Origin of the sequence: Halomonas sp. SIMBA_159 (genome assembly GCF_046536035.1) — a bacterium.
Classification (GTDB): domain Bacteria; phylum Pseudomonadota; class Gammaproteobacteria; order Pseudomonadales; family Halomonadaceae; genus Vreelandella; species Vreelandella venusta_A.
Window position 1 is genome coordinate 1 of the sequence record NZ_JAWJBT010000012.1, and the last position, 22,907, is coordinate 22,907.

Genomic DNA, 22,907 nt, shown 5'->3' on the forward strand with positions numbered 1-22,907 from the left:
ACGGGGACGGCTCATGGATCCTCCTAGATACCTTTAGTATAAGGCCTGGAGGTGTCTACGAAACCCAGGGCGATTCATCCTATACCAATTTTAAAAAATGACTTTCATAGTGAATGGGTAGATATTCTTGAAGTTTTATCGACTTATGTATTGCGTCGAAGCGATATCATCTCCCCAGGCAGAAATAAATCACCTATTTCTGCTTATCTTGATGGCGAACTATATAGGAGGGGCTGGGAAGAACGAAAATTCAATGTCAATATAGATGTTGACAATAACAGCATGAACACACCAACACATAAAATTGACTGTTACAAAAACCGAATAGGCTTGGAAATTGAATGGAATAACAAAGATCCATTCTATGACCGCGACCTAAATAACTTTAGGCTTCTCCATCAATTGAATATAATTTCTGTTGGAGTCATTGTTACCAGAGCCTCCTCACTACAAGCAATATTTAATCAGTTAGGAAAAGGACCTTCTTACGGCAATTCGACTACCCATATGGATAAATTAATACCAAGAATTCTTGGTGGTGGAGCTGGTGGTTGTCCAGTATTAGCCATAGGAATTTCGGATAGGATGTATAACGAAAACTCTTAATACCAGTAGAGCCATCTTGATGGCTCTACTCTATTTAATTTCAGAAATGCTTGTTTTTCAACTTATCAAGCTTAAATTCACGTGCCCTAGGAAGATTCATTAGAAAAACTGGCTCTTCTCTCCATTGTTCCGCTCCAATTTTATGAGGAACAAGGCTTAAACTAGGGATAAGTTTTTTCCATTGGACGCACACTGCGCTATCACTCACATCGGTGACAATACCGGCTGCTTTTACAGTTGCTGATCTATCATTTAAATTGAAGTTAGCTAATATTATGAAGGCACCTAGAGACATGTCAGATACAACTTTCTCTACGGTGTTATATTTACCGGCAGCATTTGCATTTAACTCTGGAAACACCAGCTTCCCCGAATCTATAATTTCTTTGAGTGCGTCGGCGTTATACTGAAATCTCCAATACTGACTACTCATCATCATCTCCAAAAAAAAGGGAAGCATTATACAGCCCCCCTCCTATTTGTCAACAATGGCTTGCTGCTGTATTTTTCAGTCTCGCAAATTAAAAGATCGTTAACTTTAAGTTAAAAATGACTCATAAATAGAGGTTTTGCACATAATTAACTTAAAAATTGTGTAAAGCGCACAGTGATTAAATTACATCTTCTTCGGCGACCCACTCGCCATCAATCATCAGCTCGCTAGAGACGATCTCGCCCCCTTGCGTCATAACCACCCGCTTGTCCGCAAAATCCCAATTAGACCCGCCTGGACCATACGCCTCCCCCATTATCAGAAGGTTGTTGTAGTCCGTCAGCTCTATGCTGGTAACGTCCAAGAACGGAATCTGCATAGGGGGTCTTGTCAGGTCAACGTAGAACAGCTCTGCCACGCCAGCTCCCACGAAACTTACCTGCCATGTGACGCTACGACCACCATCACAACCCAGGCTGCTATGCCAGGCCACTGCATACTCTGTCTCATATGAGCCGATCACCTCTTCATCCAAAGGCTCTTGAACTCGCACCGCTTTGAATTCTTCTGGCCCCATTGAATCGTTGCAGACCGCAGCCTCGGCCACGTCATACATTTTTTGCACCGCGTCCTGCTCAGTCATTGCCCAAGCGTTTTGAGATAGGCAGCCAGTTAGAACGGCGGCAGAGATAAACGAACCTAGTGTCATGTTTTTAAACATTATATTCCCTGTTATTTAAACTCACAGTTTTAATTTTGAAGATAGCGCTACCTAGTTATAACTAACCAGATGCCACACGGCAACCGCAGGAGACTATTGCCCTTCTCCCCTTATACCGGCTAAGATAGTAAGTCATCGCTTACTTACAAGGCTTTCACCATGTCGATCTTCTCTGCCAAACCCGAATCCTGCGACCACATCGCTGACAATGCCCTTATTCAGTCAGAGCGCGCCCTACACGGCTTAATCGATGCCCTGGCAAAGTCAGAGAGCGTCGTCGACCAAATCGACGCTCAAATCGACTCTCTAATGGCACGCAAAGCCATGATCTTGAAGCGTAACGAACGTATTGAGTCTGTGATCGATGCGATGTCGGAGGCGCTGCACCCTGTCGACCCTAACGAACTCTTGACCAATGCGTAACCTGATTGGTCGCGACCCAGAGCTGTTCATCGCACAGAACCCGCGCTGCGTGGTTTTGTTGCGCGCTCCCTGGTGTGGTCGCCCGTGTGAATCAATGGTTCCCGTCCTTCAGGAGATCGGCTCTGAGAACCCCAGCGTGGCTTTTGGCTATTTAGACGTCGAGGGCTGCCAAGACTTTGTGTCAAAGCATCAGGTCGTCGCTCTGCCAACCGTTCTTGGTTTCGTCGAAGGTCATTTAAAGGGCGTTTCTGCTATTACGCGTGAGAAGAGTGAAATCTTGGTTGCGCTTAAAGAGGTGTTAGATCATGTGTAAGTGGTTCGTTTTGCCATTGCGAGTTGTCATCTTTCTCGCTGGTGTCGCTGGCATCATTGCTTCAATGACCTCGATGCTTTGGGGATTAGCGTTTGTTACTGCCCGGAGTTTCGGTTTAGAGGTGGTAAGTTGGTTCTGGGTATTTGCAGGGCCGGTAGTCGTCGTGTTCGCCGCTTTTGCATTGGCGATTATAGGCTACGTGCTGGTTTATTTGAGTCACGAGTTGTCGCCATGAAAATCTCAATACTGGCTATTGTGATAGCATCGTTGACATTTGGCGGAGACAAAATTCAAACGCAACAATTCGCAGAGCCAATGGTAGATATTGAAGTAATACCGATCACCAGCACCGCTTATCGAGCATGACAAATAGGGCGCTACAAAAGCGCCCTTTTATTTAGGCGCGATTTATTTTTTTAAAAGAGCAAGGATTTCCTTAACCCGTTCTGGGCTGAGCGGTTGAGTAACCGACTCTTCTTTTGCAGGTTTGTTTTGTTTGTTATCAATATAGGGTTTCAGTAGACTGACTGCTTGCTCGTAATTTAAAGCCAAAAGAAAACACTCAAGTATTTCACTGTTAGTGAGTCCAGTTTTGGCTGCTATAAATCGCAAATGCCTATGAGCTTCCGAATTAAGGGCAATGTTTGCGGTTACAGTATCTTTTTTACTCATTAAATTTGCTCTCATGCCGCAGCAACACCCAGCTTATAAAACTCAAAGTCGGCTGGACTATAAATGATATTCTCAGAAAATCCAGGCGTGTTTTGAACTATTGCCAATCTTTCAATTGAGTGTTTGCGGAGGTGATTATTGGCCGTATCGATAAAGTCCACGACGAACGCTACGTTTGGCCCATTTTTCTTCGCTCTTAACCCTCGTCCAATTCTCTGTCTTAATGCAACCTCTGCTTTTCCTCCCCCTGCAAGTATCACACAACCCACAGCAGGAACATCGACACCTACATCCATTATGGTAGAACCAATCAGCGCTTGAATCTTCCCATCCCGAAGATTATTTAACGCCTGCTGTCGAGTATCGCGCTTTGATTCGCCAAATACAAAGCTAGATCGAACCCCAGCTTCTTTCAGACGCTTCTCCAGCAAACGCCCGTGATTCTTTTGCAGCACCAGGATCATCACAGGTAATCCCATGCTAGCTGCACGCACCGCTTCATCGACAATCGCACGGTTGCGTTGTTCATTGTAAATGACACCGAGCTTATACGCTCGCTGCCAACCTGTCCCTCTTCCGAGTCGAGTGCTTCCGATGGTTAGCTCTTTCATATCGTCGATACCGGCTCGGTCGGGAGAATACCCAACGTTGTGGTATCGAAAATAGGGTCTTGCCAACACACCACGATCAATGAGCATCTTTTCAGATACCTTGATCAGCACCGGCCCCGTGCAGGCCAACAAGCGCATATTGGACTCTTGGTCGTCTCGCATAAAGGGGGTAGCTGTCAACGCCATGCGATAACGAGCGTTTTTGCACACATCGAGGATTCGGTAATAGCTATCACCGCCGACCTCGTGGGCCTCCTCAAGCACCACAAATTCGACCAATGCCAGGTATTTCAGCGTTTGTTCGCGGATACGAGCTTGCTTAGCCTGTTCAGCCTTCGATTTTGAACGATCCGGCTCTTTCAAACGCATGGCCAGCGTTTGAACCATGCCTACTGTGACTGACTTGCGAGGGTTCCACTCGCCATCACCAATCACACCCACTTGACGGCCTTTCCAGTAGTGATCGCCGTTGTCGGCTTGATACTTCATCGCCGCTTCAAAGGCGCGCTTCATCTGATACATCAGAACGCCACGAGTGGTCAGAAAAAGCGTGGGTCGACGGATGCGTGAAACGGCAATGTTACAACACCGACTTTTTCCTCCACCTGTTGCGATCTGAAAAATGCCCTGACCTTCGCGAATAAGCGCATTGACGCACTTGAGCTGGTAGTCATATTCAGGCGTGTAGCCAAAGGGGTCGATTGCTGGCATAACCGGCCCCAGAGGTTCTGGTAATGGCTTTTGAATCAACTGAACGTTATAGCCCTTCTTTGAAAGCTCGGTCATTACCGGCTTCGTAAATCCAGCAGGGAATTTTCCTGTGGCCCATTCAAAAAACGTGCTCGTTCCATCCCATGCGCCACTCTTGGCGGAATCGCTGAACTCTGCGCCCGCCACCTGATACGACAGGAGTGATTGCACAATGCCTTTGATGGTGGCGTCGGCATCCACTACCTGAGCCATCCGAGCGTTTCTGGCAATCCTTACGACTGAAGTCATTCCGCTGGTCTCCTGCGGTATTTTGCCTTATATTTTAAGTAAGTAACCGCTTACTTATCTAGCAGGCCAAAAGAGTCGTGACAAGTCACGATTACTAACGATGGATATTAGCACAAAATGTCAAAACTAACGAAAGTTGATCCGCGTTTGTTACGGCGAAACCCCTGGAATACCAACAAGGTGTCTGCCGAGAACGAGGAGAAGCTGCGAACCAGCATTCGCCGTAATGGGTTGATTGGCGTCATCGTAGCTCGCGAGCTTGACGATGGCTCCTTGGAAATCATCGGTGGCGAGCATCGCGCTCAAATTGCCATTGAAGAGGGTCTTCATGAGGTAGACGTTCAGAACGTTGGTTACATCGGTGATGAGCGAGCTAAAGAGCTAATGCTGCTCGATAACGGCCGCTACGGCCAAGACGACGCTTTTGAATTGGCGGCTCTGTTAGACGAGCTGTCTCAGGACGCCGATCTTGCCTCTTTCATGCCCTACTCTAGCGAGGACATGGATAAGCTGCTGACTACCGCCAACATCGACCTGGATGCCCTTGAGGATGAGTTGAACGACGACCTGGATGACATCGAGGTCACAAAGGAAAAGCGCGAAACGCCCATTCAGACCCATCAGATCCTTCGCTTCAAAGTGGCGATGGATGATGTTGAGCGCGTGCAGCGAGTCATCAATCGCATCAAAGCCGAGCAAGGTTTTGAAGATGCTGACTCCCTGACCAGTGCCGGTGACGCCTTGGTATTCCTGGCGGGAGAGTTTGACGATGAGTGAGCGTGTCGAGCAGAAAATGGTCTTCATGAATCCGAAAGACCTGATTCCCTACGATAAGAACGTCAAAAAGCACCCGCAGAGCCACATCAACGTGCTTAAAGCGCTCATGACCAAGTATGGCTTCTCTACCGGCAACGCCATTCAGGTAGATCGCAACTTGGTGATCATCGCGGGTCATGGTCGACGCGAGGCTGCCATGCAACTGGGGCTTGAGCGAGTTCCGGTGATTGTGCGTGGCGACCTCACGGATGATGAGGTGAAGCGCTGGCGTATCGAGGAAAACAAGTCTGTTGGCCTCGACTACGACGTGGTGATGATGAAAGAGGAAATTGCCGAGCTTCTTGAAGGCAACGATGACCCTCTTCTTGGCTTTGACGACAAGGAGTGGTCGGTTTTGACCGACGATCTCACCGCTGGTTTTGATACGGAAACCATCATTAGTGATCTCGAAGAGGAAATGGCCGCTTCTCAGCGTCAACACGACGAAACCATTCGTGAAGCAAAGACCACCGATGTCGCTGTCACTGACTTACTAGGGTTCAAACGTGTCCCTGCCGATCAGCAGCGCAAGTTTGCCAACTTCATGGCGGAAGTGGAGTTTCGTGCCAAAAAATCTGGTCTCGATGCCTTTTTGGAGCTGATTGACCGCTGCGACCTGGATTTAGCTATGCCCGAAAGAGGAAGTAAGCGATGAGTGTTCTTTGTGAGGTCATCAACGTCGATAAGCGATTTAGCTCTCGCGTCATGCAGACCGAGCGCGTTCTGGAGGTGGCAGAGGCTTTTGGCTTGGGCTTAGAAGAGCGCGACTTCGTTATTTACGACAACCTCCCGATCACTGTCGAAATGGGCGATGTGGTGTATATCAACGGTCAGTCAGGTTCCGGCAAGTCACTGGTGCTTCGTGAGCTGGCCGCCGAGCTGCGGAATCGCGGTCATCGTGTTGCCAACATCGACGAGATTGAGCTGCTGGATAAGCCGCTGGTGGATCAGATTGGCGAAACCACCAATGACGCCATTCGTTTGCTCTCACTGGCCGGTCTGAACGATGCCTATCTGTTAGTGCGAACGCCTGATCAGTTGTCCGACGGTCAAAAGTATCGCTTCAAATTGGCGAAGGTCATTGAGTCCAACGCCGACGTTTGGGTGGCCGATGAGTTTTGCGCCGTCCTTGATCGTGAAACTGCCAAGGTGGTGTCGTTCAACGTCCAGCGCACCGCTCGGAAAGTAGGTGCTACGGTCATCGTGGCCACCACTCACACAGATCTTGTAAGCGACTTAAAGCCCAGCCTGATCATCGAGAAGCACTACAAGGCCAAGGTGTCCGTTGAGAGGTCTGAGGCATGAAAAAGCTATTGACCGCCAGTGAGCGCCGACGCATTCAGCGCGTGGGTGCCCATATCGCTCGTATTGAACCGTATGGTTCTGAGGTGGTGATTTTCACTAGCCTGACCAACCTTCCTAACGACCTGAGTTTCGTCTTCCCCAATGGCCCTGGCATTGGGCAAAGCGAGATCGGCGACAGCATTTATGGGATGTCGTTTTTCGCCACCACAGAGCAAGGGCAGTTGTCGTGCATTGCCTTTAATGCCGACAAGTATCGCGAGGAGACCATTTGGCATGAGGCTCTGCACACTACGGTCGACGTCCTGAACGCTCATGGGGTGTTGTTTACCCCTGACAATCATGAGCCTTTTGCCTACACGCAGGGCTATTTGGTCAGTCAGATTCGCAGCAAGGTCTATGGTCTGCCGGAGTTTGGGTATGACGACTGATACACACGTCTACCGCCCCGCTAAAGGCGAGTATCCGGCTCATTTCTCCCTTCTGGAGCGAATGATGGTGGAGCCTGGGGATCGAGAAGACTGGCTCTCGCTTCATGATCTTCACTACAAGACCGAATCCGACTCGTTTGGCCAGAAATACTATCGGTGCACGATGGATGGGAAGTTGATTGGCGTGGTTGTGACGGCCTACCCAAAGCTGTTGCTTGAGCCGCGTCACCGAATGTTCCCGAAAATCAAACCCACAGGCGGAACGAAGCTGACGAATACGGCGCGTGGCAAGTTCGTCAATGACCTGTTCGCCATCGTGAATCGCTCGGTGGTGGACACGCTCTACCGTGGCGTCGGTGTTAGCTACCGGATGATCAATCTGGCGGCTCGACTTCATCCGCGTCAGGTCATGGAAATTCAGTCGGCCATGTCCAAGTTCAGCCCGTTCGCCATGAAAGCAGGGTTTCAGTTCGCCAAGCCCGTGCAGAACAAGAACTACGGCAAAGGCGTTCAAGTAATGAGTCGCTACCTGGACTCGCACCCTTATGACACCGAAGGGCTGATCGCAGAGATAGAGGCAATGTCGCCGGCTTTTCGCCACAAAGCTATGCGCGAGCTGACCGCGTTTTACTACGCCTGCTCATCGCTTGAGAAGACCGGTCGCAACCTTGGGCGAAGCCTGGACGACCTGAATTACGGCCCACGCGAGCTGATCGCAAAGATACAGGGCTTGATCTTCACCAGCCCTCTCTATGGTGCCTACAAAAACCCCGACTATGGCCGCGATTTACCTCAACGACTGCCGCTGATCGCCTTTGATCTTCAGGCACCTTCTGAACCACTAAACCTTGACCGATTGGCACAGATAACCGGAGTCAGTTATTCAAAATGAGCCTCTATCGATTAACCGAGAAGCAAATTCAAATCCTGTCCGTGATCCACCAACACCGAATGGATCAGGATGAGGCTGTTGATATGGACCAACTTCTTGCCGAACTGCCCTACACGACCTCGAAAGAGTCGATGCAATTCAGTCTGCGAGCGCTCATCAAGAAGGGGTTTATCAAGAAAAACGATCAATGGGCCGTGCGTCGCGGGCGCGCCCGCCGCACGTATGATCTGACGGAATTCGGAAAAACCATGCTCCGACTGTGAGGCAGAGTTTTTGTATTGAATGCCTCACTCCATCTATATAAAACCCCTATTCCGAAGGACTTGTATTACTTGTAAGTAAAAACAGACAGAGAAAGCCGCGTTGCAATAGCTCAAAGGAGTGAGCCTACCTCTGCGCGACGCGGCCACGCCATCGATCCCCCACAATCAACATTCTTCGCTGCTCTGCTCGGACTAATAACGCTGTCTGAGCGCTTTCGCGTGCGACGTATCCGCTGATACGTCCAAACGCTTAAAAGCGCTGAGAACGCAAAACTGAGCGATCTGGAGCGCTTCTTACGAATGAGCGAAGCAAAAAAACGATTGAGTCCTGCACAGTGGGCAGAAGCGCGTGCTATGTGGGCCTCTGGCGAATTTAATCTCGACCAAATCTCGGAGAAATACGGTGTTACCCGCGAAACGCTATCACGCCGTTTCAACAAAGATGGCGTGAAAAAGGGCGAGGCGGCCATCGACAAGAAGATCGAAGCCGAAATCATCGATAAGGCCGTCAAGAACGTCGACAAGTGGACAGAGCGTGGTGAGCAAGCCCGCGAAAGCCATTTCAAAGCTCTCGACATGCTTCACAAAATGACCGTGAAGACCCTCGTCGATGCTCAACGAGGCAAGGGCTTATTTACCGCGCAGCCTGATCTCAAAGCTCTACAAATGGGCGCAACCACGTTGGGGCTGATTCGCCAGCATCAGTGGGCGGTCATTGGTCTTGATAAAGATCTCGGCGAGGAAGACGACATCCCGGAACTGCTCGTCCGCAGCCTCACGCCTGACGAAGTGCAGCGTATTCGATCCATGCAGGGCCAATTACCGGAAGACGACATCGAGATTGGCGATGCAATGCCCTATTTGGAAGGGGATCTGCTCGAAGAGCTTGAAAATGACCTCGTGATTGAGGGGGATAACGACTAATGGCCGCCATTGTCGATGTCTCTCTGCATGACAAACAGATGGAGGTTTATGCGTCTCGCCACCGATTTAAAGTCGTGGTGGCTGGTCGACGTTGGGGAAAAACCGCCCTCTCCAAAGCGATGATCATGCGGGCAGCCAAATATCCGAAGGCTCGGATTTGGTATATCGCACCCACCTTCCGCATGGCCAAGCAGATCATGTGGGACGAGATGCTTGAGATGGTGCCTAAGCGCTGGATCAAGAAGATCAACCACTCCTCGCTGACCATTACGCTTCGCAACAAAACCGAGATCGCGCTGAAAGGTGCCGACCGTCCTGACACACTTCGAGGCGTGGCGCTGAACTTCGTTGTGCTTGACGAGTTTCAGGATATGAAGGCGGATGTATGGGTGAAGGTTATTCGCCCAACGCTATCGTCAACGGGTGGCGGTGCCATGATCATCGGCACGCCCAAGAGCTTCAACTACCTCTACGAACTCTGGAAGATCGGCCAGCGACCCGAAATGCAGCTTCAGGGCCAATGGAAGTCTTGGCAGTATGAAACAGCCACCTCGCCGTTCATACCCACCGAAGAGATTGAAGCGGCGCGGGCCGATATGGATCCAAAGTCTTTTGAGCAGGAATACCTCGCCTCATTTTCGACCATGAGCGGCCGCGTCTACTATCCGTTTGATCGCAACCGCCACGTCGGTCGGTATCCGTTCAATCCAGCATTGCCCATTTGGGTAGGCCAGGACTTCAACATCGACCCTATGTCATCGGTCATCATGCAACCGCAGCCCAACGGCGACGTTTGGATTGTTGACGAGATTATCCTGCCCTCCTCCAACACCTCCGAGGTCTGCGACGCCATCGAGCGTAAGTTTTGGCGTTGGCAAGAGAAGGTAACGGTATATCCCGACCCTGCCGGTGGTCAGCGACAACACGCTAGGGGCGAAACGGACATCGACATCTTTAGGGATCGGGGCTTCAAGCGGATCAAGTTTAAGCGCAAACACCCGCCCATTTCAGACAGGGTGAATGCGGTGAACTCGATGCTAATGTCGGCCTCCGGCCAAATTCGGCTCTACGTCAACGAAACGTGTCGAGAAACCATTGCGGCCTTTGAGCAGACGCTTTACAAGCCAGGTGGGAGAGACATCGATAAGGCGGCGGGAGTTGAGCACCCTGCTGACGCGTTGGGCTACTGTCTTGAAATCGAACGACCTCTGCGCAAACGCAACATCATGGGCGCTTCTATTTGATCTAAAAAGTAAGTAAGTGTTTACTTATTATTGGGCTTATGCTTGAATTGCCAACTAGGGCTTAAAGGTGAAAGGTATGGATTTAACAGGCGTTATCAAGCGGCGTCATCCTGAATATGAAGACACCCTTGCACACTGGGAATTCTTAGAGGCGACCTATAACGGTGGCCGTAAATGGTTTGCGAAAAACATCTTCGCCTATCACAAAGAAGGCAAGAAGGAATTTAAAGACCGCCTTTCCCGTGCTTATCGGTTTAACCACACTCGCGAGATCGTCAACCTCGTCAACAAGTATGTCTTCCGTGGCGAAGTGAAACGCCAGGATGACCCCACCCCGGCACTCGGTGAGTTCTGGAAGCGGGCCACGCGTGACGGGCGGACGATTCAGCAGTTTATGCGTCAAGCCGATGTGAAAGCCTCTACGTTTGGTCGCATTTGGATCGTAGTTGATAGCAGCCTGGAGGATGGAGAGGCGATCTCGGTCGCTGACCAGAAGACCGGCGGCTCACAAATTTACGCTTACATCGTTCCACCCACCCACATGCTCGACATGGGCTTTGGTGAAGATGGAGAGCTGCTTTGGGCGTTGATTTACGAGCCTGTTCGTGACGACGACGACCCTTTTACCTCTACGGGTTGCATCAAGAAACGCTGGCGTATCTGGACTCGCGATAAGTGGTATCTGATCTGCGAGAAAGGATCCGGCACGTCGATGGCTTGTGAGGTTGAAAAAGAAGGCATTAATAGCCTGGGTGTTGTTCCGATTGTGGCTTTAGATGCTCTGGGCAACCACGAGTCGCAATACACCTCCCCTGCTCTTATCAACGACGTAGCGTATCTGGATCGTGCGGTAGCCAACTATCTCTCGAACCTGGACGCCATTATCCAAGACCAGACTTTTTCGCAGCTCGCCATTCCCGCTCAAAACCTGATGCCTGGGGATGACGACTACAAAAAGATGCTGGAAATGGGCACCAAGCGAGTGTTCGTTTATGACGGTGAAGGTGGCAGGGGGCCTTTTTATCTGTCACCGGACGTCAAGCAAGCCAACCTTATCCTCCAAGTGATCGGCAAGATTATCAATGAGATCTATCACTCGGTAGGTGTCGCTGGCGAACGAACCAAAGAAGACAACAGCAAAGGGATCGATAACAGCTCAGGCGTGGCAAAAGCCTACGACTTTGAGCGCGTCAACTCCTTGCTGTCTGCCAAATCACGTTCTCTTGAGCAAGCCGAGAACGAGATTGCACGTCTGGTCTTGCTTTACGCAGGCGAAGAAAAGGAAGTAAGCGATGACTTCAAATACGTCACTTACGCCGAAAGCTATGACGTTCGTGGTCTGATGGATGAGTTTTCGGTGTGTGAGCGACTTGCTCTGATCGATGCACCGAAGACGGTAATGCGTCAGCAAATGCGAACTCTGGTCGATAAGCTCTTCCCTCATTTGAAGAAAGACCTTCGTGAAGCGATTGAAAGCGAACTGAAAACCTACGGTGAGACAGAAGAGCCTCGACTGCCCACCGCATCGTTTCCATCCGTGGAAACAAACAACCCAAAGTGGGTAGCCCAGTGATCGGCGAACCACGCCCCGATAGACCAAGAGATAGGTCGTAAAGGAGAAAGCAATGCCCTGGTATCTGAAGTTATTAGCTGATGCACGAATCATGGACGCCGCTGGTGATGAAGGCGGTGAAGCAGGCGGCGGTGCTGCCTCTGGTGAAGGTGCTCCTGGCGGTGAAGATCCTGCCAATGAAGGTGGTGAAGCTCCTGCCAATGAAGGCGGTGAAGCTCCTGCCAATGAAGGCGGTGAGAAGCTATCTGATCGTGAAGCGAAGCTGTTGAAAGAAACCATGCAGCGCAAAGAGCGCATTCGCGAGTTAGAAGCGCAAGTCCAGGCGTTCGGTGATGTGACGCCAGACCAGATCAAATCGCTGCTTGAAGCCGAAGCTGCTCGTAAGGCTGAAGAGGCCAACCGCGAGAAGGCGGATCTTGAGGCTCGCGGCGAATTTGATCGACTCAAAGAGATGATGGTGAGCGAGCATCAATTAACGCTCAGCGCCAAGGATCAAGAGCTAAATGAGTTGCGTGAGATTAACGCCTCTCTGGTCAAAAATCTTGAAGAAATGACCGTAGGTGCTGACTTCGGCAACTCCAAATTTATCGCCGATGAGCTGCTGCTGACACCCTCCAAAGCGCGAGTGGTATATGGCCAGCACTTCGACGTGAAAGACGGAAAGGTCGTGGGTTACGACAAGCCAGCAGGCGCTAAAGATCGCACCGTTTTAGTAGGTGGCGACGGTAAGCCTCTTAGCTTCGACGACGCTCTGCGCAAAATCGTAGCGGCCGACCCTGACCGAGATTCGCTGATCCGAGCAAAGGCTAAGCCTGGAGCCGGTTCTGCACAACCCGAAGCTGGGGCACCCGAGAAACCTGTCGCCGCAGGCGTAGGACGTATCTCTGTGGGCCTCGCCTCTCTAAGTAGTGATTAACTGAAACGAGGTAATTGATATGCCTTTGCTGGTCGAAGAAGCTGCCAAACTGTCCAATACAGACTTGCAGCGCGGTATCATTGAAGAAATTATCGACAAAGAAGACCTGCTTGCAGTGCTGCCTTTCGTGCGCTCTGAAGGCAAGTCTTACGACTACAACCGCGAAAAGACTCTGAGTGAAGCGGAGTTTTTGAGTCCTTACGACCCCGTGCCTGAAGGCGCTGCGACGTTTGAAGAGGTCAACACCAAGCTGCGCATCCTGGCGGGCGACGTGGACATCGACAAATTCACCGCAGAAACACAATCTGATCTTAACGACCAGATTGCTATTCAAGTGCAAGGTAAGGCGAAGGCTATCACTCGCAAGTTCCGCCGCTCTCTGGCCCAAGGCGACTCCAGCGTGAACCCGAAAGAGTTTGACGGTGTTCTGCGTCTGGTATCACCGACTCAGAAAATCGACGGCCTTGAGACAGCACTGTCCTTCACCATGCTCGATGAGCTGCTGGATGCGGTGCCGAACGGCGCTGATGCCATCTTCATGACCTCTGCGCATATTCGTGCGCTGCGCGCCCTTCTGCGTGCAACCGGTGGTCTGGAGCCTGCTCACGTCATGATGCCGAACTTCGGTCGTCCGATGCTGACCCACAACGGCGTTCCGGTTCTGGTCAACGACTTCATGCCGATTGCTGATAATGCCGGTGTGAAATCTTCCAGCATCGTGGCTGCTCGTCTTAACGAGACCGATGGTCTGCACGGTATTTTCGGCGGTGCATCTGCTGGTATCCGTATGGAGCAGATTGGCACTATTCAGAACAAAGACGCTATCCGCTACCGCGTGAAGTGGTATGTCGGTCTGGCTCTGAAGTCCACCAAGTCCCTGGCAACACTGGACAAGGTAAAAGTCGGTTAATTTCGGCTTAAACAGTAAGTAACAGCTTACTTATAGGGGAGACGGGGCAACTCGCTCCCCTTTTGTCTTAGGAGGCAGATATGAAAGTCCGAATCGTAGAACCCGTATTGAGCGGCTATACCGGCACGCTCTATCAAATCACCTTCACAGATGGCGTGAGTGATCGCGAGCTAACCCCCCAGGAAGTGTCAATGGTGGGGGCGGCCATGCGGATTCAATCACTGGAGGGTCAGCAAGTGGGCGCGGGAGTAGAGCAGTTGGCCGCGAAAGGCATGACGGTCGCGTCGGCTGACAAGATCAACAGCGACAAAACCGATCAAATCAATCAGCAGCACGCCAAAGAGTCGATCAGCAAGGTGGCCGACGTGGCCGTTGAGCTTCGCGATGCCCTGGTGGCGGTTGCAGAGTCGACCCCAACGAAGCGCTATACCCGCGAAGAGCTTGAAGCAGTGGCCGATAAGTCTGGAGAAGACGGCGGCATTTCCGGCCTTCGTGCTATCGGTTCAAAGCTGGGCGTTAAGGGTCGCTCTATCAATGAGTTGATCCGCGAAATTCTGGTGGCTCAGGGGGAGTAAGCGATGAAGATCGTTGACGCTGGCGAGTCGTTCTCCATCTCTATCGACATCTCTGCGGTCGCACACCCGACCAGTGCAACGTATGAAATCGCCGACCAGACCGGTGTCGTCAGACTTTCAGAAACAGAATTGGTGGTCTATGGGGATGATGAGCGGCTAGACATCCCCATCACCTCTGAGCTGACTACGCTCGACGAGTCGGAACGTCGACGGGTATTGGTCGTAACGCTCAAAGTGAATGGGAAAGACGACCAGTTCATCAAATTCAGCGAGTCGCTGCTGGTTCAAGATCTGGACAAGCTGGACATTCCGCGTGAGTCATTCCAGACGGTGAATCAAGCCAATATGTTGGCGATGGATGTGTATCGCATCGACAACTGGCTTTCATCGTCGGATGAAGATCGTCGTAAAGCGCTGATTGAAGCGGCTCACCGCATCAAGACTCTTCGCTTCGACATCACAGACTCGCTAGGCGAAGATCATGTGACCTTTGAGGGTATCCAGGCAGGATTCGCTTTTGAGGTAATGAGTCGCGAGACCTTTGACACCCTACCAAAGCCATTTATCGATGACCTTCTGATTGCGCAAATCATCGAGGCCGATGAAATTCTTGGTTACGGTGCCACTGCCGAAAGCAAACGTCACTCTGGCGTTCTCTCAGATACCGTTGGTGAAACCTCGCAGATGTTCCGAACCGGCAAGCCGATTCACACAGGTGTGTGTATGCGGGCTTTCCGATACCTCACTCGCTGGACAACAAGCCGCTGGAGGATTGGTCGTGGATGACTTCTCCTACCTCGATCAGTTAGCAAACAGCGCCATTGAGGTTGAGCGCAACTTCATGAACGCGCTGATTGGTTCCAAGGACGGAGCCATATCACAAGCCAGGTCTTCTCGGATTGCCATTGGCCAAATGACCGGCGTCTCTGATACCGGCTTTTTAACGGCGTTGAGGCTTAGAAATGATGAGCTTCTTGGTATCTGCGACAGCATGATCTCTCAGTCCCTTTCGCAAGCCTCCAAAATATCCAATCAAGACGTCACGATGGAAGCTAACGACATCGCCCTTCACCACCGGTCGTTCGTTTATGAGCGTCTTGTTAGTGATGGAGAGCGAAAAGTTGCCCAGCTTCAGCTCGACATGAAGCGTATCGCTATCATCGCTCGCTCAATGCGTGACGATAACGATTGGGATACGTCAGCATCGCTTCTACGCTCACGCGAGAGCGTCGAAAAGAGAAAACAGCTATCGACGGATGCAAACGGAAAATCGCAGCTTACAGAGCGTTTTACGAAGCTCCTGATGCGTGGACTTGGGGTCTTGTGTCTTGCGGATGCTGTCATGGCAATGTCGCCAACGGACAGCTTTGAAGTGGTGGGTTTTGAGGGTGAGGTTCTAACGACCATTGAGCGCGGAGAGTATGAGTCGGTGCGAGATTCACTCTTTCACCCTCAATGTCGCCGTTACTTACGCCCGCTTAGTAAGTAAGTGCTTACTTTTATTCGCAACAAAGGTAGAATAAATCATGTTCCGACCGAACACATTTTGCTTTGTGAGTCAGCGCAAAGGCTTTGATGACTGGGGTCGAGAGACGTATGGGCCAAGCCTGCGAGTCCCCTGCTCTCTTGTGCGGCTGAAGATGACCAAAGAGTCGACGTCGGTGCGCGCTGACAGCTCAGCATCACGAGGTCGCGGCCAGGAAGTCAGTTCTGAATCCATCGTCTTGCTTCCACCAAGACTAAACATTCAGATCGGTGATCGCCTGGAAATACTGGGCTTTCAGCTTGAGGTGTCTTCATTGACACCGCGTTTGGACATCATGGGTCGCCATGATCATAACGAGGTGGGCTTGAAGGTATGGGTCTCAAAATCGTCGGTGTAAAAAGCACCCAATTTCGCCTGAACAACGTCGTCCAGAAGACAAACCGAGCCGTTTACTCCTTGCTTGAGCAGGCGGCAAAAGAAGCTAAGCGGAGGGCGGAGCTTCAAGCACACTTAGATACGGGTGCTTTAGAAAAAGCCTTTCGCATTAGGCGGCTGTCTCGGGCGGGTGCAGGTGGCAGAACGGTATTTGAGGTGTTCGTAGACTCCAATGCTCGTCGCAATCAGCGCACTCGCAACGGCATACGTAGGCAGCGTGTTATCACCTACGCGAAAAGGCTGGAGTCCGGCGAATTTAAAGGGTTGGGCCGCAAATCGAGGGAGAAGGATCAAAGGGTTAGAAATACCGACCCTAATCTTTCAGTGGGAAGTGGATTTATGGCCCGCTCAATGAACTACGTAGAGGCGGTATATCGACGCCGGATTGAACGGGCGGTCAGTCAGATAATGAATCGGGGCTAACGGAGGCTCTTATGATTGAAAGAGCGATTGTTCAGGGGTTGAAAGATAGCCGCGTAGGCTTTGAAAAAACCCCCGTTTTTTTCAATTTCATGCCGGAAACAGTCAACTTCGCCATCATGGTTGACACCCCCATTCCTGGCTTTGAGATCGACCCTGAGCTTCCTGGTTATTACAACGACATCATTGAAATTGTCGTCCGGCATAGCGACCCAGAAGCGGGTTTCGCGTTGTGCCAGAAGGCAATGAAGGTTTTGAATGTGACGAATCAGCGGTTTGGTGATTATCACTTCAATCACGTCAGGCCAATCAGCGAACCCACCACTTACCCCATCTCCAATGGAGGTCTGTTTGAGTTCGCTTTTCGCCTTGAATTTAGCTGTTACCGACTAGAGCAATAGGAGACTTATATGAGTCGCGAAAACATCAAATTGGGTGCGTGCAACGTCAACTTCAAAGGCACCGAGCTTGGCTTGACCAAAGGTGGCGTTGAAGTTTCTGTCGAGACCACCACCTACCCTATCACCGTCGATCAGCACGGCGAGACGGCGGTAGACGAGTTTATCACCAAGCGTCAGTTCAAGATCACTGTGCCTATGGCTGAAACCACTCTGGCCTTGCTTGGCTTGGTGCTGCCTGGATCTCAAGTGACTGCCGGTCAGCTTGTCGTCAATAACGCCGTTGGCGTTTCTCTGATCGACGGTGCTGGCCTGTTAAAACTTGTTCCGGTATCAGGTGGAAACGCCGACGAGCCGGTGGAGTTCGTGAAAGCCAACACTGCCGGTAACTTCAGCTTCGCTTACCGTCACAACCAAGAGCGAATCTACAACATCGAATTTACGGCCTACCCCGACGACACGGGTGTTCTGGCCAAATTTGGCAAAGCCACACCTTAATTTAACGCTAGAAAGTAAGTCACTACTTACTTATTATAAGGGGCTTACATAGCCCCTTTTTTTGACAACTAACCGAGGTAACGACTGTGGCTGAAATTTTAAACCTGGATGAGCTAAGCAATGTGGTGAAGCAGTTTCAGTTTAAGGGACAGATTCACGACATTTGCGAAATTTCGCTTGGCGACTTTATCACCATGACTTCTGAACAGAAGGCTATGGAGAAGAAGTTGGAAAAAGGCGGCATCACTCAAGAAGAGCTGGTTCTCAATTACCGCAAAAATATCTTGCGCGTGATCCCCACCATGACCGACGAAACCCTCGATCTGATGACCGTTCGTCAGCTCAAAACGCTGCTCGACTTCATCAACACTGCCGCGATTGATCAGCAGGTTGTAGAGGAACACGCAAAAAAGTAGCGCGGGCAGAACAGGACGATGAAGCGCCGAGGATTGAGGCCATCGACCTCGGCTTTTTTATATCCCGCGTCATGCGGTTTTACTCAATTAGCCATCGAGACGTTCTGAAACTGCCCCTGACATCGTTTTGGATGCTCGACCGAAATATCTCCCGAATTCGCGCTGACGAAGAACAGCGCCACGCCCGTCTGCTGCTCGTCACCCAGTCCGGTGATCAAGAAACGATCAACGGCTATTTCCGTGAGCTTGAGGCTGAAATCGATAAGCCCATCCGCCAAGAGGCTCGCATGGAAAAGGGTGCCATTGATCGCCTAAAGGCACATTTGGGAGTAATTGAATGAACAAGCAAGGCGATGACTTGGTTGTCGTTCTGTCACTTGACGGGAACGACTTCGAGGTTGGCATTCGTGGCGCTGGTCGACTGCTCAGTCAATTTGAAAATAGAGCCGTCAGCAGCGCCGCTCAAGTCAAAAAGCTCGATGCCTCTGTTGAGGGTCTAGCGGCTAAAACTCGCGATTTAACCATCATTTTAGCTACTGCCGAGCAGGCGCTTGGCACGATCTTCCGTGCAACGTTCGGATGGCAGATGGCCATCATGAATGCTGCCGGTGAGATCGAGAAACTTACCGTCATGATGCGCGGCATGTCGTCAGAATCGGACATGGCCAAGCGCAACATGGACGCTTTAGCCGATACCAAGTTCGTGACTGACTTCGCGCAAAACGCACCGTTTACGATGGAGTCGATCACCGATGCGTTCATCAAATTCCGAACCGTTGGCCTGGAGCCTACCGATGGAAGCATGAAGGCGCTGACGGATGCGGTAGCAACGTTTGGTGGCAACGGTGACATTCTCCACCGCGCCTCTATCGCCATTCAGCAGATGGTCGGTAAAGGCGTTATCTCGATGGAAGAGCTTCGTCAACAGCTCGGTGAGGCGGTTCCCAGCGCGATGGCTATCATGGCTCGCTCGATGGGCCTCTCTATGTCAGAGCTGGTCGTGAAGATCGAAAGCGGCACGGTTGAATCGCGCACTGCATTGAACAAGATGCTATCTGAGATGGCACTGACCTTTGATGGTGCCGGTGTTCGGATGATGACCACTTGGCAAGGCGTTCTTCAATCCATGAACACTCGCTGGAAGCTGTTCTTGAAGGATGTCGCCGGTTCTGCTGAAGATTCCGACAGCTACTTCTCGACCGTCAAGGATATGGCTGACCGAATGTCCCAATGGCTGACCTCTTCTGAGGCAAAGCTGTTCGCTCAAGAGCTGTCTGAGGCCATGAAAGAGTTGGCGTTTTGGATGGAGAAGGGTCTGGTTTTCATTTACGAGAACCGTGACGCTATTCAATCGCTGTTGAAGGTGTTTGCTACATGGTATGTGGTTAGTCGCGCCACTCAAATCACGCACTCGCTTATTACTGCCATGATGAGTCTCAACACTCAGACCGGCATGTTAGGCACATCTCTTCAAAACTATCGACGTCACATGGATGCGGCCAGAGCGACAGCGGTAACCACTGCAAACGCCGTGGATGCCGCCAGCTCCTCTTCTCAGCGAGCAAGCATTGCCTTTGGCGGCCTCGCTGGATCTGTAGGTCGCGTGGGAATGGCATTTGCCTCTATGGCAGGGCCAGCGTTTGCAGCAGTCTCCATTCTTTACACCGCTTATCAAGCCATCAAAGAGCTAACCGGCGGCGTTGACGAGGCGACACGAACCATTCTGGAAAGTCGCGGGCTATTGGCCACAACCGAAAACGTCGATCAGATCAGAGAGCGCTTTCAGGAAAAAACAGCCGAACTAGAACGCGAGGAAGCGTGGCTTGCGCAATTCCAGAGCCGAGCTGCCAATCCGCGACTGAGCCAATATGAACGTGGCCAAGCCCAATCACTTGTCGACACCACGACGATTCAGATTGAGCGTCTGCGAGCCGAAGCTGATGAGGCTCAGAGAGCCTTAGAGGTGGGCGAGCAAGGTCTTCACTATCTAAACGTAGAGCGCTCCAAAGCCTCTGTCGAGCGGATGCTACAGCATCAAATCGACCCTCTTCGTGCCGCCTTCCGAGAGCAGCGTGAAGAGCATTCGCGCATGTTGACAGAGGCTCGTGGCAATCAAGAGCGGGTCGAAGAAGTTAATCGCCTCGCCATTCAGTCGGCACAAGACCTGCTGGACGGTCAGTTGCAGGTGATCTCAAGTAACTTGGCAGCCGAGCAGGCGGTGCTTGACCGCTACAAAGACTCTTCTGGCGCTCTAAGTGAAACCGCCCAGGCCGAAGTTGCTCGCGCAGAAGCAGCCATCGCCGCTTTGCGCGAGAATGAAATTACCTTCCGCGAGCAGCACCGAAACTTTGTTGAGTCGTATGAGCAGGCCAACCAATACGTTGAGAAGCCTTCAACTGCAAAGCCGAAAACCCCTCAGTTCATCAAAGACTCCGAGCGTGCGCTGGCCAGTATGGGCACGTTGGCGAATGGCTTTGCTATCCGGCTTGCGCAGGTAAGAGGCACTGCCGAGGAGATCAACCCGCACCTTGAGGGATTAAACGAGCGCATTAGTCAGCTTGCCGAGTCGATCACCGACAAAGACCGAACCATGTTCGATCAGTTGTCGGCCCAAGCGCGTGACTTCGCAGAAGAGCTTTACAACATCGAGCGGCTAAAGAAAGCCGAAACCGATGGCCAAAAAGCCTACATGCAGTTGCTCGGTAAAACCGCTGGCTTCATGGAGGACACCGAAGAGGGTCGTCTGATGCGTTTGCGCTTGCAGACCCTTGAGCTAAACGAGCAGGTGAAGGAATACGAAGAGCTGCTGGAGAAAATGCGTGAGGCTGGCGTCGACACCTCGCAAATCGCTCAATTCTCAGATGCCCTCCGCCAGTATCAAGCCGAAGCTCTCCGCGACATCGAGAAGAACGCCGAGTCTAGCTGGGAAAAAATGCTCCGTGAAATGAACGACTTCAAGATGGACTGGGCGAACCTCTGGAAAGAGACCGCTGACCTGGCTATCGATGAGATGGTTCGTTTTGTGAAAGAAGGCAAGTTCAGCTTCTCGGGCCTTATCGACCATGTGCTTGAGCAGATGCTTCGGGTTCAGTTGCAAAAATCGATGATCACTCCGATGACGAATGCGCTGGATGGCATTGTTGGTGGCCTTCTAAAAGGCGCTACGGGGTCTGCTATCGCTGGCGGCTTCGCTACCCAGGTCAACACCTCCCCTGCTATCGCTGGCGGCTTCATGGGGCAAATTGGGGGCATTACGGCGAGCGCTAACGGCAACATCATGACTGACATGGGGCCTCTGCCACTTCAGCGTTATGCCAACGGCGGCATCGCGCACAAACCCCAAGTGTCGATCTTTGGAGAAGGTGCCCACCGAGAAGCCTACGTCCCTCTCCCAGATGGCCGCACGATTCCGGTCACGATGAAAGGCGGCACAAGCCCCAATGTTCAATTCAATCTCATTAACCAGTCGGGTCAAGAAGTTGAGGCCGAGAAGATGGGCGGCCGGTTCGACGGTGATACCTATGTTCTGGACGTTGTGCTGAAGGCGATCAGTCGCCCCGGCAACTTCCGCGATTCTATGAAGGGGGCAATGCGGTAATGAGCAGCTATCCAATCATGCCTAATTTCGGTGCGACGGCAGATAAAACCAAGGAGGATTCGTCTCGATTCAAACAGACCTCCCTGGACAACGCCGTTCGTGATGTCACCGAAGGCGGCTACAGCATCAATCGAGCCAGATACAAGCAGCCGCGAAAGCGGCTGTTCGAGACCGGCTTCACCAATCTGAAAGATAGCGAGAAGAAGCAGCTTGAGAATTTCGAGGTGTCCGTCAACGGCACCATTGAGCCTTTCTATTGGCGGAACCCGCAAACGAAAGAGCTGATCCTGGTTCAGCTTCAAGGGCCACTAACGTTCACCTATTCGGGATCCGGCAACAACAAGCGCTGGAACGTCCAAGACATTAAGTTGAGAGAAGTCTGATATGCCACGTCATCACTCTGTCGCCACTGTAATTGATAAAAACCGGATCGCCTCTTCGGAGGCGTTCATTCCCATGTTGGTCATCGATGTGATCGATCACGCGACCGGCAATTTGGTCGAGAAAATCCGCTTGTGTCGCAACGGAAATAGCGACATCGAATATCAGGGTAACGTTTACGCCTCCACCGAGTTTGACCTTAATCACTCTGCCGAGATCGACTCACCCTCTGAGGTGTCACTGTCGTTTTTCGACCGAACCGGTGTCGTGGTTCGCTATATGGAGAATTATCGGGGCGGCGTGGGCTTTAAGGTCGAGATGTTCTTTTTGAATACCGGCAACATGAGTCAGCCGCCAGAGTTCAAAGAGACGTATGCCGTCAAAAAGGCATCTGCTAACAGCCAGGATTACACCCTGTCGTTTGTCCTTGGAATGGAAAACCCGCTCTCTCTTCGCCTACCGCGCAGAATGCAGCGCAGAGACCGTTGCCAGTGGCAATACAAGGGGCCTGAGTGCAAATACACCGGTGGTTTAAAGAGCTGCGATTACAGTCTTCAAGGCCCCAATGGATGCTCTGCTCACAACAACGAAGAGAATTATGGCGGCTTCCCAGGTATTAACGCTGGGTGATATGATAAGTAAGTGATTACT

General features: G+C 51.4%; 31 protein-coding genes. 27 read left to right on the top strand and 4 right to left on the bottom strand.

Annotation, left to right across the window (positions count from 1 at the left end; genetic code table 11):
• Positions 1-51: 51 nt before the first annotated feature.
• Positions 52-606: a BglII/BstYI family type II restriction endonuclease gene (locus R0J87_RS09170; RefSeq protein WP_498885697.1), complete on the top strand. Its 555-nt coding sequence runs from the start codon at positions 52-54 to the stop codon at positions 604-606.
• A 40-nt stretch (positions 607-646) separates the two neighbouring features.
• On the opposite strand, the gene R0J87_RS09175 is transcribed toward R0J87_RS09170, so the two are convergent.
• Both R0J87_RS09175 and R0J87_RS09180 read right to left on the bottom strand, forming a co-directional pair.
• On the bottom strand, positions 647-1,066 hold the full coding sequence (locus R0J87_RS09175; RefSeq protein ID WP_498885699.1) for a hypothetical protein: 420 nt from the start codon (positions 1,064-1,066) through the stop codon (positions 647-649).
• 151 nt (positions 1,067-1,217) lie between these two features.
• On the bottom strand, positions 1,218-1,760 hold the full coding sequence (locus R0J87_RS09180; RefSeq protein WP_498885701.1) for a hypothetical protein: 543 nt from the start codon (positions 1,758-1,760) through the stop codon (positions 1,218-1,220).
• Positions 1,761-1,919: 159 nt separating this feature from the next.
• Between R0J87_RS09180 and R0J87_RS09185 the strand changes: the two genes are divergently transcribed.
• The 3 genes from R0J87_RS09185 to R0J87_RS09195 are packed head-to-tail and all read left to right on the top strand — an operon-like array spanning position 1,920 to position 2,731.
• Positions 1,920-2,183, top strand: coding sequence for a hypothetical protein (locus R0J87_RS09185; RefSeq protein ID WP_498885703.1), 264 nt, complete (start codon positions 1,920-1,922; stop codon positions 2,181-2,183).
• A complete protein-coding gene (locus R0J87_RS09190; RefSeq protein ID WP_498885705.1) occupies positions 2,176-2,496 on the top strand; it encodes a thioredoxin family protein in 321 nt (106 codons plus the stop codon). The genes R0J87_RS09185 and R0J87_RS09190 overlap by 8 nt, the downstream gene beginning before the upstream one ends.
• Positions 2,489-2,731 carry a hypothetical protein gene (locus R0J87_RS09195; protein WP_498885707.1) on the top strand — a complete coding sequence of 81 codons (243 nt, stop codon included), beginning with the start codon at positions 2,489-2,491 and terminating at the stop codon, positions 2,729-2,731. The genes R0J87_RS09190 and R0J87_RS09195 overlap by 8 nt, the downstream gene beginning before the upstream one ends.
• Before the next feature lie 173 nt (positions 2,732-2,904).
• Here R0J87_RS09195 and R0J87_RS09200 read toward each other — a convergent pair whose 3' ends face one another.
• Both R0J87_RS09200 and R0J87_RS09205 read right to left on the bottom strand, forming a co-directional pair.
• Complete coding sequence (locus R0J87_RS09200; RefSeq protein ID WP_498885709.1) at positions 2,905-3,168, bottom strand: hypothetical protein; 264 nt, start codon at positions 3,166-3,168, stop codon at positions 2,905-2,907.
• 11 nt (positions 3,169-3,179) lie between these two features.
• Entirely contained in the window at positions 3,180-4,778 is a 1,599-nt protein-coding gene (locus R0J87_RS09205) for a DEAD/DEAH box helicase (RefSeq protein ID WP_498885711.1), read from the bottom strand.
• Positions 4,779-4,895: 117 nt separating this feature from the next.
• Here R0J87_RS09205 and R0J87_RS09210 point away from each other — a divergent pair, with 117 nt between their 5' ends.
• The 23 genes from R0J87_RS09210 (at position 4,896) to R0J87_RS09320 (ending at position 22,886) form a co-directional block, all read left to right on the top strand.
• A complete protein-coding gene (locus tag R0J87_RS09210) occupies positions 4,896-5,555 on the top strand; it encodes a ParB/RepB/Spo0J family partition protein (protein WP_498885713.1) in 660 nt (219 codons plus the stop codon).
• Positions 5,548-6,249 (top strand): ParB/Srx family N-terminal domain-containing protein, encoded by a 702-nt coding sequence (locus R0J87_RS09215; RefSeq protein WP_498885715.1) that lies wholly within the window; start codon positions 5,548-5,550, stop codon positions 6,247-6,249. Before R0J87_RS09210 ends, R0J87_RS09215 begins: the two co-directional genes overlap by 8 nt.
• Positions 6,246-6,899, top strand: coding sequence for an ATP-binding cassette domain-containing protein (locus R0J87_RS09220; protein WP_498885717.1), 654 nt, complete (start codon positions 6,246-6,248; stop codon positions 6,897-6,899). The genes R0J87_RS09215 and R0J87_RS09220 overlap by 4 nt, the downstream gene beginning before the upstream one ends.
• Positions 6,896-7,327, top strand: a complete 432-nt coding sequence (locus tag R0J87_RS09225; RefSeq protein ID WP_339118961.1) for a hypothetical protein — start codon at positions 6,896-6,898, stop codon at positions 7,325-7,327. The genes R0J87_RS09220 and R0J87_RS09225 overlap by 4 nt, the downstream gene beginning before the upstream one ends.
• Positions 7,317-8,219 carry a hypothetical protein gene (locus R0J87_RS09230; RefSeq protein WP_498885720.1) on the top strand — a complete coding sequence of 301 codons (903 nt, stop codon included), beginning with the start codon at positions 7,317-7,319 and terminating at the stop codon, positions 8,217-8,219. Before R0J87_RS09225 ends, R0J87_RS09230 begins: the two co-directional genes overlap by 11 nt.
• Positions 8,216-8,482, top strand: a complete 267-nt coding sequence (locus R0J87_RS09235) for a hypothetical protein (RefSeq protein WP_339118963.1) — start codon at positions 8,216-8,218, stop codon at positions 8,480-8,482. Before R0J87_RS09230 ends, R0J87_RS09235 begins: the two co-directional genes overlap by 4 nt.
• Before the next feature lie 300 nt (positions 8,483-8,782).
• Positions 8,783-9,406: a hypothetical protein gene (locus R0J87_RS09240; RefSeq protein WP_498885722.1), complete on the top strand. Its 624-nt coding sequence runs from the start codon at positions 8,783-8,785 to the stop codon at positions 9,404-9,406.
• Positions 9,406-10,650 carry a phage terminase large subunit family protein gene (locus tag R0J87_RS09245; protein ID WP_498885724.1) on the top strand — a complete coding sequence of 415 codons (1,245 nt, stop codon included), beginning with the start codon at positions 9,406-9,408 and terminating at the stop codon, positions 10,648-10,650. Before R0J87_RS09240 ends, R0J87_RS09245 begins: the two co-directional genes overlap by 1 nt.
• Before the next feature lie 76 nt (positions 10,651-10,726).
• Positions 10,727-12,223, top strand: coding sequence for a phage portal protein (locus R0J87_RS09250; RefSeq protein WP_498885726.1), 1,497 nt, complete (start codon positions 10,727-10,729; stop codon positions 12,221-12,223).
• 52 nt (positions 12,224-12,275) lie between these two features.
• Positions 12,276-13,139 carry a DUF6651 domain-containing protein gene (locus R0J87_RS09255; protein ID WP_498885728.1) on the top strand — a complete coding sequence of 288 codons (864 nt, stop codon included), beginning with the start codon at positions 12,276-12,278 and terminating at the stop codon, positions 13,137-13,139.
• 19 nt (positions 13,140-13,158) lie between these two features.
• On the top strand, positions 13,159-14,049 hold the full coding sequence (locus R0J87_RS09260; RefSeq protein WP_498885729.1) for a major capsid protein: 891 nt from the start codon (positions 13,159-13,161) through the stop codon (positions 14,047-14,049).
• An 80-nt stretch (positions 14,050-14,129) separates the two neighbouring features.
• The gene (locus tag R0J87_RS09265; RefSeq protein ID WP_498885731.1) at positions 14,130-14,624 is read left to right on the top strand and encodes a hypothetical protein; all 495 of its coding nucleotides are present in this window, start codon (positions 14,130-14,132) and stop codon (positions 14,622-14,624) included.
• Between the two features lie 3 nt (positions 14,625-14,627).
• Entirely contained in the window at positions 14,628-15,410 is a 783-nt protein-coding gene (locus R0J87_RS09270) for a hypothetical protein (RefSeq protein ID WP_498885733.1), read from the top strand.
• Positions 15,403-16,113 carry a hypothetical protein gene (locus R0J87_RS09275; RefSeq protein ID WP_498885735.1) on the top strand — a complete coding sequence of 237 codons (711 nt, stop codon included), beginning with the start codon at positions 15,403-15,405 and terminating at the stop codon, positions 16,111-16,113. The genes R0J87_RS09270 and R0J87_RS09275 overlap by 8 nt, the downstream gene beginning before the upstream one ends.
• Before the next feature lie 37 nt (positions 16,114-16,150).
• Entirely contained in the window at positions 16,151-16,507 is a 357-nt protein-coding gene (locus tag R0J87_RS09280; RefSeq protein WP_498885737.1) for a hypothetical protein, read from the top strand.
• The gene (locus tag R0J87_RS09285; RefSeq protein WP_498885739.1) at positions 16,483-16,968 is read left to right on the top strand and encodes a hypothetical protein; all 486 of its coding nucleotides are present in this window, start codon (positions 16,483-16,485) and stop codon (positions 16,966-16,968) included. Before R0J87_RS09280 ends, R0J87_RS09285 begins: the two co-directional genes overlap by 25 nt.
• A gap of 11 nt (positions 16,969-16,979) precedes the next feature.
• The gene (locus R0J87_RS09290) at positions 16,980-17,366 is read left to right on the top strand and encodes a minor capsid protein (RefSeq protein ID WP_339118973.1); all 387 of its coding nucleotides are present in this window, start codon (positions 16,980-16,982) and stop codon (positions 17,364-17,366) included.
• A 9-nt stretch (positions 17,367-17,375) separates the two neighbouring features.
• A complete protein-coding gene (locus R0J87_RS09295) occupies positions 17,376-17,861 on the top strand; it encodes a hypothetical protein (protein WP_498885741.1) in 486 nt (161 codons plus the stop codon).
• A gap of 86 nt (positions 17,862-17,947) precedes the next feature.
• Complete coding sequence (locus tag R0J87_RS09300) at positions 17,948-18,277, top strand: hypothetical protein (protein ID WP_339118975.1); 330 nt, start codon at positions 17,948-17,950, stop codon at positions 18,275-18,277.
• 131 nt (positions 18,278-18,408) lie between these two features.
• Positions 18,409-18,618 carry a hypothetical protein gene (locus tag R0J87_RS09305; protein ID WP_339118976.1) on the top strand — a complete coding sequence of 70 codons (210 nt, stop codon included), beginning with the start codon at positions 18,409-18,411 and terminating at the stop codon, positions 18,616-18,618.
• A complete protein-coding gene (locus tag R0J87_RS09310) occupies positions 18,615-21,875 on the top strand; it encodes a tape measure protein (RefSeq protein WP_498885744.1) in 3,261 nt (1,086 codons plus the stop codon). The genes R0J87_RS09305 and R0J87_RS09310 overlap by 4 nt, the downstream gene beginning before the upstream one ends.
• A complete protein-coding gene (locus R0J87_RS09315; protein ID WP_339118978.1) occupies positions 21,875-22,258 on the top strand; it encodes a hypothetical protein in 384 nt (127 codons plus the stop codon). Before R0J87_RS09310 ends, R0J87_RS09315 begins: the two co-directional genes overlap by 1 nt.
• Before the next feature lies 1 nt (position 22,259).
• On the top strand, positions 22,260-22,886 hold the full coding sequence (locus R0J87_RS09320) for a phage minor tail protein L (RefSeq protein ID WP_498885746.1): 627 nt from the start codon (positions 22,260-22,262) through the stop codon (positions 22,884-22,886).
• Positions 22,887-22,907: the final 21 nt, after the last annotated feature.

Excerpts from the sequence above, each read along its gene's own strand:
- R0J87_RS09215 (WP_498885715.1), top strand. The coding sequence starts at position 5,548 with ATGAGTGAGCGTGTCGAGCAGAAAATGGTCTTCATGAATCCGAAAGAC.
- R0J87_RS09175 (WP_498885699.1), bottom strand. The coding sequence starts at position 1,066 with ATGCTTCCCTTTTTTTTGGAGATGATGATGAGTAGTCAGTATTGGAGA.
- R0J87_RS09185 (WP_498885703.1), top strand. The coding sequence starts at position 1,920 with ATGTCGATCTTCTCTGCCAAACCCGAATCCTGCGACCACATCGCTGAC.
- R0J87_RS09290 (WP_339118973.1), top strand. The coding sequence starts at position 16,980 with ATGATTGAAAGAGCGATTGTTCAGGGGTTGAAAGATAGCCGCGTAGGC.
- R0J87_RS09180 (WP_498885701.1), bottom strand. The coding sequence starts at position 1,760 with ATGTTTAAAAACATGACACTAGGTTCGTTTATCTCTGCCGCCGTTCTA.
- R0J87_RS09225 (WP_339118961.1), top strand. The coding sequence starts at position 6,896 with ATGAAAAAGCTATTGACCGCCAGTGAGCGCCGACGCATTCAGCGCGTG.
- R0J87_RS09220 (WP_498885717.1), top strand. The coding sequence starts at position 6,246 with ATGAGTGTTCTTTGTGAGGTCATCAACGTCGATAAGCGATTTAGCTCT.
- R0J87_RS09320 (WP_498885746.1), top strand. The coding sequence starts at position 22,260 with ATGCCACGTCATCACTCTGTCGCCACTGTAATTGATAAAAACCGGATC.
- R0J87_RS09255 (WP_498885728.1), top strand. The coding sequence starts at position 12,276 with ATGCCCTGGTATCTGAAGTTATTAGCTGATGCACGAATCATGGACGCC.
- R0J87_RS09265 (WP_498885731.1), top strand. The coding sequence starts at position 14,130 with ATGAAAGTCCGAATCGTAGAACCCGTATTGAGCGGCTATACCGGCACG.
- R0J87_RS09280 (WP_498885737.1), top strand. The coding sequence starts at position 16,151 with ATGTTCCGACCGAACACATTTTGCTTTGTGAGTCAGCGCAAAGGCTTT.
- R0J87_RS09295 (WP_498885741.1), top strand. The coding sequence starts at position 17,376 with ATGAGTCGCGAAAACATCAAATTGGGTGCGTGCAACGTCAACTTCAAA.
- R0J87_RS09230 (WP_498885720.1), top strand. The coding sequence starts at position 7,317 with ATGACGACTGATACACACGTCTACCGCCCCGCTAAAGGCGAGTATCCG.
- R0J87_RS09240 (WP_498885722.1), top strand. The coding sequence starts at position 8,783 with ATGAGCGAAGCAAAAAAACGATTGAGTCCTGCACAGTGGGCAGAAGCG.
- R0J87_RS09260 (WP_498885729.1), top strand. The coding sequence starts at position 13,159 with ATGCCTTTGCTGGTCGAAGAAGCTGCCAAACTGTCCAATACAGACTTG.
- R0J87_RS09305 (WP_339118976.1), top strand. The coding sequence starts at position 18,409 with ATGCTCGACCGAAATATCTCCCGAATTCGCGCTGACGAAGAACAGCGC.
- R0J87_RS09210 (WP_498885713.1), top strand. The coding sequence starts at position 4,896 with ATGTCAAAACTAACGAAAGTTGATCCGCGTTTGTTACGGCGAAACCCC.
- R0J87_RS09315 (WP_339118978.1), top strand. The coding sequence starts at position 21,875 with ATGAGCAGCTATCCAATCATGCCTAATTTCGGTGCGACGGCAGATAAA.
- R0J87_RS09235 (WP_339118963.1), top strand. The coding sequence starts at position 8,216 with ATGAGCCTCTATCGATTAACCGAGAAGCAAATTCAAATCCTGTCCGTG.
- R0J87_RS09270 (WP_498885733.1), top strand. The coding sequence starts at position 14,628 with ATGAAGATCGTTGACGCTGGCGAGTCGTTCTCCATCTCTATCGACATC.
- R0J87_RS09310 (WP_498885744.1), top strand. The coding sequence starts at position 18,615 with ATGAACAAGCAAGGCGATGACTTGGTTGTCGTTCTGTCACTTGACGGG.
- R0J87_RS09285 (WP_498885739.1), top strand. The coding sequence starts at position 16,483 with ATGGGTCTCAAAATCGTCGGTGTAAAAAGCACCCAATTTCGCCTGAAC.
- R0J87_RS09200 (WP_498885709.1), bottom strand. The coding sequence starts at position 3,168 with ATGAGTAAAAAAGATACTGTAACCGCAAACATTGCCCTTAATTCGGAA.
- R0J87_RS09250 (WP_498885726.1), top strand. The coding sequence starts at position 10,727 with ATGGATTTAACAGGCGTTATCAAGCGGCGTCATCCTGAATATGAAGAC.
- R0J87_RS09205 (WP_498885711.1), bottom strand. The coding sequence starts at position 4,778 with ATGACTTCAGTCGTAAGGATTGCCAGAAACGCTCGGATGGCTCAGGTA.
- R0J87_RS09245 (WP_498885724.1), top strand. The coding sequence starts at position 9,406 with ATGGCCGCCATTGTCGATGTCTCTCTGCATGACAAACAGATGGAGGTT.
- R0J87_RS09190 (WP_498885705.1), top strand. The coding sequence starts at position 2,176 with ATGCGTAACCTGATTGGTCGCGACCCAGAGCTGTTCATCGCACAGAAC.
- R0J87_RS09195 (WP_498885707.1), top strand. The coding sequence starts at position 2,489 with ATGTGTAAGTGGTTCGTTTTGCCATTGCGAGTTGTCATCTTTCTCGCT.